The 12,475-nt window shown below is 67.4% G+C and carries 10 protein-coding genes; 2 read left to right on the forward strand and 8 right to left on the reverse strand.

Going from position 1 to position 12,475, the window contains the following annotated elements:
* Positions 1-31: 31 nt before the first annotated feature.
* Positions 32-490 (reverse strand): MarR family winged helix-turn-helix transcriptional regulator, encoded by a 459-nt coding sequence (locus AC5RVB_RS07825; protein ID WP_494142406.1) that lies wholly within the window; start codon positions 488-490, stop codon positions 32-34.
* Positions 491-580: 90 nt separating this feature from the next.
* Here AC5RVB_RS07825 and AC5RVB_RS07830 point away from each other — a divergent pair, with 90 nt between their 5' ends.
* A complete protein-coding gene (locus tag AC5RVB_RS07830; RefSeq protein WP_494142407.1) occupies positions 581-2,485 on the forward strand; it encodes an ABC transporter ATP-binding protein in 1,905 nt (634 codons plus the stop codon).
* Between the two features lie 181 nt (positions 2,486-2,666).
* Here AC5RVB_RS07830 and AC5RVB_RS07835 read toward each other — a convergent pair whose 3' ends face one another.
* The 3 genes from AC5RVB_RS07835 to AC5RVB_RS07845 all read right to left on the reverse strand — a co-directional run bounded on the left by AC5RVB_RS07835 (position 2,667) and on the right by AC5RVB_RS07845 (position 6,412).
* A complete protein-coding gene (locus AC5RVB_RS07835) occupies positions 2,667-3,041 on the reverse strand; it encodes a VOC family protein (protein WP_290243666.1) in 375 nt (124 codons plus the stop codon).
* 146 nt (positions 3,042-3,187) lie between these two features.
* On the reverse strand, positions 3,188-5,713 hold the full coding sequence (locus AC5RVB_RS07840; protein ID WP_494142408.1) for an MMPL family transporter: 2,526 nt from the start codon (positions 5,711-5,713) through the stop codon (positions 3,188-3,190).
* Positions 5,714-5,749: 36 nt separating this feature from the next.
* Positions 5,750-6,412 (reverse strand): TetR/AcrR family transcriptional regulator, encoded by a 663-nt coding sequence (locus AC5RVB_RS07845; RefSeq protein WP_227902957.1) that lies wholly within the window; start codon positions 6,410-6,412, stop codon positions 5,750-5,752.
* A 192-nt stretch (positions 6,413-6,604) separates the two neighbouring features.
* On the opposite strand from AC5RVB_RS07845, the gene AC5RVB_RS07850 reads away from it, so the two are divergent.
* Entirely contained in the window at positions 6,605-8,200 is a 1,596-nt protein-coding gene (locus AC5RVB_RS07850; protein ID WP_227928283.1) for a Na+/H+ antiporter, read from the forward strand.
* Here the strand turns inward: AC5RVB_RS07850 and AC5RVB_RS07855 are convergent.
* The 4 genes from AC5RVB_RS07855 to AC5RVB_RS07870 all read right to left on the reverse strand — a co-directional run.
* A complete protein-coding gene (locus tag AC5RVB_RS07855; protein ID WP_227902959.1) occupies positions 8,197-9,174 on the reverse strand; it encodes an aldo/keto reductase in 978 nt (325 codons plus the stop codon). The two genes, AC5RVB_RS07850 and AC5RVB_RS07855, sit on opposite strands and share 4 nt — an antisense overlap.
* Positions 9,175-9,209: 35 nt before the next feature.
* Positions 9,210-10,091: a Rieske (2Fe-2S) protein gene (locus tag AC5RVB_RS07860; RefSeq protein WP_494142409.1), complete on the reverse strand. Its 882-nt coding sequence runs from the start codon at positions 10,089-10,091 to the stop codon at positions 9,210-9,212.
* A gap of 121 nt (positions 10,092-10,212) precedes the next feature.
* Positions 10,213-11,604, reverse strand: a complete 1,392-nt coding sequence (locus AC5RVB_RS07865; protein WP_227928278.1) for an FAD-binding oxidoreductase — start codon at positions 11,602-11,604, stop codon at positions 10,213-10,215.
* A gap of 46 nt (positions 11,605-11,650) precedes the next feature.
* On the reverse strand, positions 11,651-12,475 hold an 825-nt coding region (locus AC5RVB_RS07870; RefSeq protein ID WP_494142410.1), incomplete at its 5' end, for an L-lactate permease.

Consider the following 12,475-nt stretch of genomic DNA (forward strand, 5'->3'; position numbering starts at 1 on the left):
ACTCGCCTGAAACATCCCTCAGTATTTGGCCCTAGTGAACCAGCTCCCCCAGAATTCGAGCCAGCTCGGCCCGGTCCCCCGGCTCCAGTACCGAGAAGAACTCATCCGCTTCCCGCTTGCGGTCGGCCAGCACCTTTTCCCGCAGTTCCTCCCCCGCCGGGGTCAGCGCCAGCAGCGTGGCACGCCGGTCCTCGGGATGGGCCCGGCGTTCCACCAGGCCCTTGGCGGCGAGCAGATCGACCACCTCCGTAGCGGACCGCGGGGCTATGTGCAGACGCTCTGCCAGTTCCTTCAGCCGCATGCCCTGCCCTGCGCTATCCCCGCCGCCGCGCCCGGATTCGGCGGCACGGCCCACGGCGTTGAGTGCGCGGAACTGGTGCGGGGTCAGTTCGAACGGCGCCAGCTGGAGCATCCAGCGCTTCCGCAGCCCGCGGAACGCAGCGTGCATCATTTCGCCCAGGGCGGCCGGATCGGCAGAGACATCGGTCATGGCTTCAGTCTACCCATTTCGTGGTAACCACATAGTGAGGTAACCTCTGCAATAGCTGCCGCAGACCATCAAGGCAGCAAAGGAGGACCCGTGACTCTACCCGGAATCGACACCGACCGCCCTGCCGGCGGTCCAAGCGGCGGACGCAGCTCCGGCGCACCAGGCGGCCGCGGCCCCGCCAAACTCAACCCGGCCGACAAAAAGCAGCTGAAACAGCATCCCGTCTCCCTGCGCCGCATCGCCGCGCTTTTTTCCCCGCACAAGGGCACCATCGCCGTCGTCGTGCTGCTCATCAGTGCTTCCTCCGTGGTGAACCTGGCCCAGCCGTTCCTGGTCCGCGGCGTGATCGACTCCGCACTGCCGCGGCAGGACCTGCGGCTGCTCGCGCTCCTCACCTCCGCCATGGTGCTGGTGGCTGCCGTGACCGCCGTAATCGGCGTGGTGCAGACCTGGCTGGCCACCCGGATGGGCCAGCGGGTGATGCACACCCTGCGTGTGGATCTCTTTACCCATCTGCAGGCGCAGTCGCTGGGCTTCTTCACCCGCACCCGCGGCGGTGAAGTGCAGTCCCGGCTCACGCACGACATCTCCGGCATGCAGTCCGTGGTCACCTCCACCGCCACCGGTGTTGCTTCCAACCTCACGACGGCGGTGGCCACCGCGGTGGCGATGGTGGCCCTCTCCCCCGGGCTGAGCCTGATCTCACTGGTAGTGCTGCCGCCGGCCATCTGGCTGTCCCGGCGCGTGGCGAAAATCCGCCGCGAGGTCACCGACGAACGCCAGCGTGAACTGGCCGCCCTGCACACCCAGGTGGAGGAAGGCCTCTCCGTCTCCGGTGTCCGGCTGGCCAAGACGCTCGGCACCGTCCCCCGCGATGCCGCCCGGTTCCGCGACCGCTCCGACAAGCTCGTGGGCTTGGAACTGCGCAGCCAGCTGGCCGGGCGCTGGCGGATGGCCACCATGCAGATTGTCTTCGCCGCGATTCCCGCAGTCATTTACCTGGCCGCAGGCTTCCCGGCCACCAGCGGCGGCATGACCATCGGCACCCTGGTCGCCTTCACCGGCCTGCAGGGAGCCATCTTCCGTCCGGTGATGGGCCTGCTGAACATCGGTGTGCAGTGGGTGACGGCCCTGGCGTTCTTCAGCCGGATCTTTGAATATCTGGACCTGGTCCCGGGGATCCGGCCTGCCGCGAAGCCTGTCCGGCTGGATCCCGCCACGGTGCGCGGTGAGGTCCGGTTCGAGGGGGTGCGCTTCGCGTACGACGACGGCGCGGAGGTCCTGCACGGCATCGACCTGACGCTTCCGGCCGGGACATCCACCGCCGTCGTCGGATCCACCGGCTCCGGCAAGAGCACCCTCGCCTCGCTGCTGCCGCGGCTCAACGACGCTACCGCCGGCACGGTGCTCATTGACGGTGTGGACGTACGTGAGATAGCGCCCGGGGACCTGGCCCGGATTGTCGGCGTCGTTTCCCAGGAGACCTATCTGATCCACGCCTCGGTGCGGGAGAACCTGCTCCTGGCCGATCCCGACGCCACCGATGAGCAGCTGTGGTCCGCCCTGGCCGCCGCCCGGATGGCCGATACCGTGGGTGCCCTGCCCGAGGGCCTGGACACCCTGGTGGGTGCACGCGGCCACCGCTTCTCCGGCGGCGAGCAGCAGCGCCTGGCGATTGCCCGCACCATCCTGCGCAATCCTCCGGTGCTGGTGCTGGACGAGGCCACCTCGGCGCTGGACAACACCACCGAAGCGCAGGTTCAGGCCGCACTGGAGCGGCTCGCTGCCGGGCGGACCACACTGACCATTGCGCACCGGCTCTCCACCGTGGAGAACGCGGACCAGGTGGTAGTGCTCGACGCCGGCCGGATCGTGGAGCGCGGCGCCCCGGCCGAGCTGCGGGCCGGGGACGGCCCGTATGCCCGCCTGGCCGCGCACAGTGCCGGGCTGGAGGATGCCGCACCGGCAGGCGGGGCACTGCAGCCCGGGCATTAACCAGCCCCCGTTCCAGGTGACCCGTACACTGGACCCTGCCGGACTCCGGCCAGTCACCGGTTCGGACACGCTGAACGCCCCTGAAGAATCTACGGCCGGTTTGCACGTTTTCGTCCGGTTTAAACCGGGCGAAAAAGCTTAAAACGGACGTAGAAGTTCGAAGTGGGCCAAGAATCGCCGGTTAGCCCTGGCAGAGGCAGAACGGGTGCCCGGCCGGATCCAGGAAGACCCGGAAGCTTTCCCCCGGCTGATACGCGTGCTTGGTGGCACCCAGCAGCAGCACGGCGGCTTCTCCCTCATCCAGGTCATCAACGTCCACGTCAATGTGCATCTGCTGCGGAATATCCTGTTCGGGCCAAACCGGCGGGGTGTAGTTCTCCACCTGCTGGAAGCAGTAGCGCTGGCCGGTGGCGTCGTCGGCGATGTCCGTCCAGTCGCCGTCCGGGTCATCCTCATGCAGGTTCACCTTCCAGTCGAGCAGGGCACCGTAGAACGTGGCGAGGGCAACCGCGTCGGGGCAGTCAAGGACAGTGGTGGGGTTGCGTGCAATAGCCATGGCCGGAAGCCTAGGGCCCTTAGCTGCGTTCGGCTAGACCCAATGCCCGGAGCTGCCCCGCCATGCTTCCGCTCCATCCAAACGGAAACGGCAGGTGCCGCTCCCCGTTCGGGAGCGGCACCTGCCGTTGTGGCTATCCGGTCAGACTAGCTGCGCACGGGGGTTTCGACGCCGTCCGACGCCGGCTGCTCGTCGGCGTGCGGGTGGGCACGTTCCAGGGAAGCCCCCTCAACGTCGACGTCCGGCAGGATCTTATCCAGCCACTTCGGCAGCCACCAGGCCTTGTCGCCGGCCAGGTGCATCAGCGCCGGGATCAGCAGCATCCGCACCACAAACGCGTCCACCAGCACACCGAAGGCCAGGGCGAAGCCAATGGGCCGGATCATGGTGCTGTGCGAGAAGATGAAGCCGCCGAACACGGAGACCATGATGATCGCGGCCGCCGTGACCACTGAACGGCCGGCGCGGAAGCCCTGCATCACGGCCACCCGGGCCGGGGAACCGTGAACGAAGGCTTCGCGCATGCCTGAGCCCAGGAAGAGCATGTAGTCCATGGCCAGGCCGAACAGGATGCCCACCAGGATGGTCGGCAGGAAGTTCAGTACCGGGCCCGGCGTCTCCACGCCGAACACGCCGGCCAGCCAGCCCCACTGGTAGATGGCCACCACGCCGCCGATGGCCGCGAAGTAGGACAGGATGAAGCCCAGCGTCGCGATCACCGGAACAAAGATGGACCGGAAGACCAGGATCAGGATCAGCAGGGACAGTCCCACCACTACGCCCAGGTAGATCGGCAGCGCTTCGGAGAGCTTCTCGGAGATGTCGATGTTGCCGCTGGCGGTTCCGGCCACGCCCAGCTTCACGTCACCGTTTTCGGTCTCGAGCGGAGACAGGTCCCGCAGGGTGTGCACCAGTTCCTGGGTGGATTCGCTGGTCGGTCCCTCCTCCGGGATCACCTGGAAGGCAGTGACGGTGCGGTCTTCGGAGGAGCCGATGGGAGCCACGGCCGCCACGTTGTCCTGGTCGAAGAGGCTACGGGCAACCTCGCCCTGCGCCACCAGCATTTCTTCCTCGTCCGGGTTGCCGGGCAGGTCCGCGACCACCAGCAGCGAACCGTTCTGGCCTTCGCCGAACTTCTGCGAAACGGCTTCGTAGGCCCGGTACTGGGTGGTGTCGTGGGCTTCGGAGGAACCGTCGGGAAGGTTGGTGCGCAGGTCCAGGGCCGGGATGGCGATGACCAGCAGGCCAGCGATCGAGAGCACTACGGTGAGCGCAGCGCGCACCGTGGACATCTGCTTTACCGGAATGGTTTCCGGCTTGCCGGCCGAGGCCGAGGCACCGTGGTCCTTTTCCCGTGCCGCGCGCTCCTTGCGGCTGAGGATCTTCATGCCGGCCAGCTTGAGCAGTGCCGGTGTCAGGGTGGTGGCCACCAGGACCGCAATGGCGACGCAGGCCGCACCCACGGTGCCCATCAGGCCCAGGAAGGGAATGCCGGTAATGTTCAGCGCCAACAGGGCAATGAACACTGTGGTGCCGGCGAACACCACGGCGTTGCCGGAGGTTCCGTTGGCCAGGGCAATGGATTCGGACAGGCTGTAGCCGGCCTTGAGCTGGCGGCGGTGCCGGTTGACGATGAACAGGGCATAGTCAATGCCCACGGCCAGGCCGAGCATCACGCCGAGGATGGGGGTAACGGAGGCCATTTCGACGACGCCGGAGAAGGCCAGCGCACCGGCGGCACCAATGCCCACACCGATGATCGCGGTGACCAGCGGCAGCCCGGCACCGATGAAGGTTCCCAGCATAACCACCAGCACGACGGCGGCGACCGCCAGGCCGACTACCTCGCCGACTCCCAGGATGCTGGGGACCCCTGCGGAAACTTCGGCGGAGAAGTCCACCTTGACCCCGTCGATAGGCTCATCCTCAAAGGCTGCGACCAGCGCGTCCTTGGTTTCCTGCTCCACCTCCATCTGGGTCTCGCTGAAGACAACGTTGACCACTGCCGCACTGCCGTCCTCGGACACGGTGCGGATGTCGGCGGCCATCTCCAGCAGTTCAGCACCCTGTTCAGCCTGGGCGGCGCCAGCTTCAAGCTCGGCGCTCTTGGCGTCCAGCTCGGCACGGCTGGCATCCAGGGTGGCCTGCTGGGCGTCCAGCTGTGCCATCATTTCGGCCGGGGCGCCGGCTGCTTCAGCCTGCTGCCGGGCGGCGTCAAGCTGGGCCTGGCCGTCCTCGAGCTGGGCGCGTCCCTGCTCGATCTGGAGGCGGCCGGCATCAACCTGGGCCTGGCCGTCCTGAAGCTGCTGCGCCTGCGCGGCGCGGTCCGCCTCGGTGGCGAACGGGTCAACCACGGTTTCCACGCCGTCGATCTCCGAGGCATCAGCGATCAGCGCGGAGATGTCCTGCTTCTGCTCCTCGGTGAAGGCGGAGCCGTCCTCGGTCTGGACCACCACGGAGCCGGAGCCGCCGGAAGCCTCGGGGAGTTTTTCCTGCAGGTGGTTGGTGACCTGTGTGGTGGGGGTGTCAGGGATGGAGAAGCCGGTGGCAAGCGTGCCGCCGAAGAGCAAAAACGCCGCTCCGGCAGCCACAAGCACTCCGATCCATGCCGCCAGCACGGTTTTCGCGCGGCGGGCAGCCGCGGCACCGAGGCGGTAGAGGAATTCAGCCATTTTGAGGGTCTGTCCTTTTATGGGAGGGGTGGGGAACTACGGGTGGAGTGATCTGGGGGATGAAGGGTCCGCGGCGTGGCCGCTGCGTACCTTTTCAAGGAGTGTGTCCAGCAGCTCGGCCCAGACCTGCCGGGATTCAGGCGTGTCCACGGCACCGGTGGCACAGTGCCAGTGGTGGTAGAGCACGCCCAGCCCACTGGTCAGGGAACCGATGAGCAGGTCCACGCTGAGTCCGTCCGCTTCCGGATAGCGGCTGAGCATGGATGCCGAGAACCGTTCGTTCAATTCGGTAAAGGCACGCAGGGCGATGGGATGGGCCTGCGCCTCCGGGGACGCGGGCAGCGCCGGACCGAGCAGGCGGGTCAGGTAGGCCATGGGCGCCACCAGGTCCGCGGTGCGGAATGCCTCGGCAATCTCCTCAAACATGCCCGGACGGTCATCACCGGCCTGCGGCACGGCGGTCAGGCTCTCCACCGCAGTGCTGAGGACGCCGCTGCAGACCTCGGAGACTATGTCACGCACGGACCCAAAATGGTTGAACACCGTGCGGCGGGAAACATCGGCGCGCTGCGCCAGTTCATCGACGGTGAAATCCGTGGTCTGGCGTTCGTGCATCAGCGCGGCAGCAGCAGTCACAATGGCCTGCCGGTGGCGGTCCTTGAGCGCCTGGCGGCGGTCAGGGGTAGCGTTGGTGAACACGTTTCTACACTACGTGCACGGTTGCACTGGGTGCAAACGATGCCGGAAGGCCGAGGATTCCGCCAAACCCTCCCCAAGCGGAGCATGGTCCTGTTCCATTTAAAGTGCAGCCATTTCCCGGCAACGGGAGCATCCCGAGGAGGACCACTGAACTCCGTTCCGGCACTGACGGCAGATTAGACCGTACTGCACATGTTTGGGCCCGAACTGGTCCTGATCCTGGGCATCTGTGTCCTGGCCTGCAACCTGTGGGCGGACCGGCTGCGGACGCCGGCCCCCATTCTGCTGCTGGTGGCCGGGATCCTGCTGGGGTTCTTCCCGGCCCTGCGGGCAGTTCAGCTGCCACCGGAGGCAGTCCTGTTCCTTTTCCTGCCCGCCCTGCTCTATTGGGAAAGCCTGACGACGCCGCTGCGGGACATTCGCCGCTACCAACGCGGAATTGTGCTGATGAGCACCGCACTCGTGGCAGCCACCGCCGCCGCCGTCGCCGTCGTCGTCCACGCACTGGGCCTGCCGTGGGGTCCCGCCTGGGTGCTCGGTGCCGCGATCGCCCCGACGGACGCTACTGCCGTGGGCGCGCTGGCACGGGTGCTGCCGCACCGGAACGTGACCCTGCTGCGGGCCGAATCACTGATTAATGACGGTACCGCCCTGGTGGTCTACGGGGTGGCGGTGTCCCTCACGGTAGGCGCGGAACCGCTGGACGGACTGGAGATTTCCGGAATGTTCCTGCTGGCCTATGCCGGGGGAATTGCTGCCGGTGTCCTGACCGTCTGGGCGGGCATCAAGGTCCGGCGGCGGGTTCGGGACGCCCTGCCGGGTTCCGTGGTGTCCATCCTGACTCCGTTTACCGCGTTTGTCCTGGCGGAACTGATCGGTGCCTCCGGCGTGCTCGCCGTCGTGACCGCGGGGCTTGGCATCAGCCAGTCCGGGCCGGGACTGGTTCCAGCCGCCACCCGGCGCAGCCTCGAGTCCTTCTGGTCACTGTCCACGTTTATGCTCAACGGCGCGCTCTTTGTGCTGGTCGGCATGGAACTGCAGGCCAGTATCCGGGGCATCTCCGGTGTGGGTGAGCTGCTGCGCGGCCTGCTCGCCATGGTGGTGGTGGCCGCAGTGCTGGTAGGGGTGCGGCTGGCGTTCCTGTTCCTGATGACCTCGGCACTGCGGACGACCTACCGGGGACCGCTGGCGCCGCGGCCGGAACTGGGCGCACGGGCCAATGTGGTCAGCGCGCTGGCCGGTTTCCGCGGCGCCGTCTCTCTGGCGGCCGTGCTTGCCACACCTACGGTCCTGGCATCCGGGGCGCCCTTCCCGGACCGCGGCTTCATCATTTTCGTGGCCACCGGCGTGATTGTCCTGACCCTGGTGGTCCAGGGACCCCTGCTGCCGGCGGTAGTGCGCTGGGCAGGCCTGCCGACGGATGCCCACCTGTACCGCAGCGAACGGAAACTGGCCGAAACGGTGGCCTCCTCGGAGGCACTGGCCGCCATGCCGCGGACGGCTGCACACCTCGGCATCGACCGGGACGTGGTGGCGGTCCTGCGGCGCGAGTACCAGCAGCATCTGCGCGTGCTGCGGGCACGCGGGCGCGGTGATGCCGGAACCGATCCGGCCGTCGCGAACCAGGAGCAGTACCGCCGGTTGCGCCTGGCGCTGCTGGGGCAAAAACGGGCCACCGTGATCCGGCTGCGGAACGAGCACCGGATCGATGACACCGTGCTGCGCGAGCTCCAGTTCCAGCTGGATCTGGAGGAGGTGCGGCTGGCACCGCCCGAAGCGCCAGGCTAGTACCGTCCGCCTTCCGGCCGGGGCGCACCGTCCAGGAGTGCCAGATCCTCACCGCTGAGCATCAAGTCCCCGGCAGCAACGTTCTCCCGCAGGTACTTCGGCGTTTTGGTCCCGGGAATGGGAATGACGCGCCGCCCCTGGGCGACCACCCAGGCGAGCGCCACCTGGGCCGGTGTGGCCCCGACCCGTTCGGCAACCTCCCGGACCCGCTGCACAATGGCCAGGTTGGCCTTCAGGTTCTCCTGCTGGAAGCGCGGCAGCCGGCGCCGCATGTCATCGGCCGGCAGCTGGTCAAAGGACGTGAACCGTCCCGTGAGGAAACCGCGGCCCAGCGGGGAGAACGGCAGGAACGCCAGGCCGCGTTCCTCGCAGTAGGGCACGACGTCGGACAACCGGTCACGGGTCCACAGGGACAGTTCGGACTGCACTGCCGTCACCGGATGCACCGACTGTGCCAGCTCAATCTGCGCCACATCAGCCTCGGAAATGCCGATGGCGCGGGCTTTGCCGTCACGGACTGTCTGCGCCATGGCCGCCCAGGAGTCCTCCAGCGGTACGTCCGGATCCACACGGTGCAGGATGTAGAGGTCCACGTGGTCCGTGCCCAGCCGGCGCAGGCTGGCATCAATGGAGGCGCGAATGTGTTCCGGACTGCCGTTCTTGACCAGCCCCGGCATGGTCCCTGCCGCCGGTGCCGCAGTGCTGACTTCCAACCCCACTTTGGTGGAGAGGACGGCCCGTTCCCGGTAGCCGTCCTGCAAGGCCCGGCCGACCAGTTCCTCATTGGTATACGGCCCGTACACATCCGCCGTATCGATCAGGGTGGCGCCAAGTTCAATGGCCCCGCGGATCACCGACACGGAGGTTTCCGCATCCCGTGCGGTGTCCATGTCATAGGCGTAGCTCATGCCCATGCAGCCCAGGCCGATGACGCCGACCTCCGGACCTTGGGTTCCCAGTGTGGTGGTGCGCATACGGGCTTCCTTCCGCTTGCTGTTGAATGGACCGGCTATGCGGTCAGACTGACCTCGAGGATCCCGTCCCGGACCCGGGTGGCAAAACGCGGTTGCGGGGCGGTGGACGGCCCGTGCACCACCTCACCGGAATCCATGGAGAACGTGCTGGCATGCCAGGGGCAGACGATGCACAGCCCGCCTTTTTCCCGCCGCAGTTCCCCTTCATGCAACGGCCCGCCCAAATGGCTGCAGGTGTCTGCGAGGACGGACACGGCCCCATCCGCCGGACCGTCGGTGCGCCGGAGCACCAGCAGGTCCACCTCGCCCAGGCTCGCCCGCTGCGGGGTCCCGGAGGCAAAGGAATCCACCGGACCCAGGGCATGCCATCCGGCCGGCACCTGCTCGGGGAGGTCCTCGTTGCGGTTGACGCCGGCTCCCTGCCGGTAGGACAGGTGGCCGCCCAGGAATCCGCCGGCTCCCGCCGTCGCAAGTCCGGCGAAGGCCAGCCCTTTCCCGAGGCCGTGGTCACCGCGGGCGCGTGCCAGCCAGGACGCGGCATAGAGTACGACGGCGGCGGCGTTGGCGCCCTGATGGACAATGCCGACCCGTTGCTGTTCAGTATCGAGTTCGGAAAAATCAGTCACCCCGGTAAGCGCCGTGGGTACCGCGGAAAGGACCCCGAGTCCCACCAGGGTTTTCGCCGCTGGTTCCGTTCCGGGCAGCAGGTCAAGGGCCGCGGCGGACACCCAGGACCCCAGCGGCACCACTATCAGCAGCGGGTGCAGCGGATGTCCCAGCGGCACCCCGTGCAGTATGTCCTTGGCTTCCGTGGGCAGCAGTGTCCTGACGGTCCGGGCCACCCAGGTGGCGGCCGCGTCCAACCATGAGGCGTTTTCGAGTTTGTCGGCAACGGTGACCAGGGGCAGACGGTTCATGGCTTCTCCTCACGGGGCGTGAACGGTGCCCCACAGAGTAGGCAGCTCCGGCCCGCAGACGCCATACCGCGGTGCCGGGCGGGCGCCCCCGGCCCGCAGAATGCGCGCCGGGGGCGCCGGGTCAGAGACCCTTTCCGGGGTTGAGGATGCCCAGCGGATCCAACGCGGTCCGGATGGTGTTCATGACCTCCAGGGGAACCGCCCCCACTTCCTCCTCCAACCAGTCCCGCTTGAGCAGCCCGATCCCGTGCTCCCCGGTGAGGGTTCCACCCAGCCGCTTGGCCAGGTGGAACATCTCCCCCAGCGCAACCTTGGCCGGGCCGGTGGTTACCGAGTCCTCGGGATCCATCACGATCATGGGGTGCAGGTTGCCGTCCGAAGCGTGCGCAATGGTGAAGATCCGCACTCCGGTCCGGGCGGAAATATCCTCCAGTCCGGACACCACTTCGGCCAGCCGTCCGCGCGGCACACCAATATCCCCAATGGAGACCCGGCCCAGTTTCTCCAGGGACGGGATGGCTTCGCGGCGGGCCGTCATTAGCGCCGCGGCATGTTCGTCATCGACTGCTTTTTCGCAGCTTCCCAGCGGCGAGACCACATCCATCACCACATCCTGTTCCAGGAAAGCCCCGTACCCGTCGGTCTGCACCAGCAGGAACGCTCCGCCCTTGGCGCGGTAGTCGGTGCCCATGGCCATGTCCACGGCTTCCAGCGTGGGTCCGTCCATCAGTTCCATCACCGAGGGCTGGATCCGCGCCGCGACGACGGCGGACGCCGCGCGGGCAGCGGCGGTGACATCCGGGAAAAACGCCGCCACGGTGGCTGTGTGCACCGGCTGCGGGCGCAGTCGCAGGGTCGCCTCAACCACAACGCCAAGCGTTCCCTCGGAGCCAATCATCAGGGCGTTCAGGTCATAGCCGCTGACACCCTTGATGGTTTCCCGCCCGGTGCGCAGCTCCCGCCCGTCCGCCAGGATCACCCGCAGGGCCAGCACGGATTCACGGGTCACCCCGTATTTGGCGCAGCGCATGCCCCCGGCGTTCGTGGCGATGTTCCCGCCGATGCTGCAGATGGCGGTGCTGGCCGGATCCGGCGCATAGAAAAGTCCGTACTCCGCGGCGGCAGCGTTGAGGTCCGCGTTCAGGACACCGGGCTCCACCACGGCCAGCTGTTCCTCCGGATCGATGCGCAGGATCCGGTTCATGCCGGAAACGTCCAGCACCAGTTCACCTGCCCGGGAGGAGGATGCCGCCGCCAGGCCGGTACCTGCACCGCGCGGAACCACCGGGATCCGGTGCAGGCTGGCCAGGCGGAGGGTGTCTACAACATCCTCCACGGACCGGGCCGCAACCACTCCGTCCGGCAGCGTTTCGGGGACAAAGCCGGAACGGTCGGTGCTGACCCGCTGCCGGTCCTCTTCCAGAACGGACACCGACGGGAAACCGGCCAGGACGGTGCTGCCGGGGGCGGCGACGGCGTCACCAAGTTCCGGGTCAAGGGAATGCGTGCTCACGGGATCTCTCCTTAGGGATCGGGGCTTACTGGGCAGGCGGAGGCGCTCAGGGCACCATCCAGCCGAGAATCGAGGTGGACTGCAGCCAGATCAGGACGGTAATAAACGCCAGCAGTCCCAAGCTCCAGCCAATGAGTTTGCGCAGCAGCGTCCCTTCCGCCCCTTCCAGCCCGACGGCGGCGGAGGCGATGGCGAGGTTCTGCAGCGAGAGCATCTTGCCCATCACGCCGGCTGACGAGTTCGCCGCAGCCATCAGTGTGGGCGAGAGCCCGGTCTCATTGGCTGCCGCCACCTGCAGGGCACCGAAGAGGGAGTTCGAGGAAGTGTCGGAACCGGTCAGCGCCACACCGATCCAGCCCAGAAGCGGTGAGAGCAGCGCAAAAAAGCCGCCGGCGGAGGCCAGGGCAACCCCGAGTGTGGTGGTCTGCCCGGACAGGTTCATTACAAAGGACAGCGCCAGCACGGCGCAGACCGTCAGGATGGTCCAGCGCAGCTGTTTCAGGGTTTCGCCGTAGACGCGGACTCCGCTGCGGGGTGCAATCCGGTACAGGAACATGGTGATGATGCCGGAGAACAGCAGCAGCGTGCCGGTGGCACGGAGGTGGTCAAAGCGCAGGGTCTGGGCCGCCACCGGTTTGCCGTTGGCGCCGGTGACATCCAGGCCCGGCCAGTGGAAGGTAGTGCTGCCGATGCTTGTCAGCCAGGTCTTGATGACCGGAATCTGGGCGAGGGAGAAGACGGCAATGATGATCAGGTACGGGGCAATGGCCATCCAGACCTCACGCCTGGAGGGGCGTGCGCCAGCCGCCTGTCCCCCGCCGCCCGGGGCGGGGTTTCCCGGGGTTCCGGCGTCCGCGCTGCTTCCGCCGCC

It is taken from the genome of Arthrobacter sp. Y3225209, assembly GCF_059090685.1.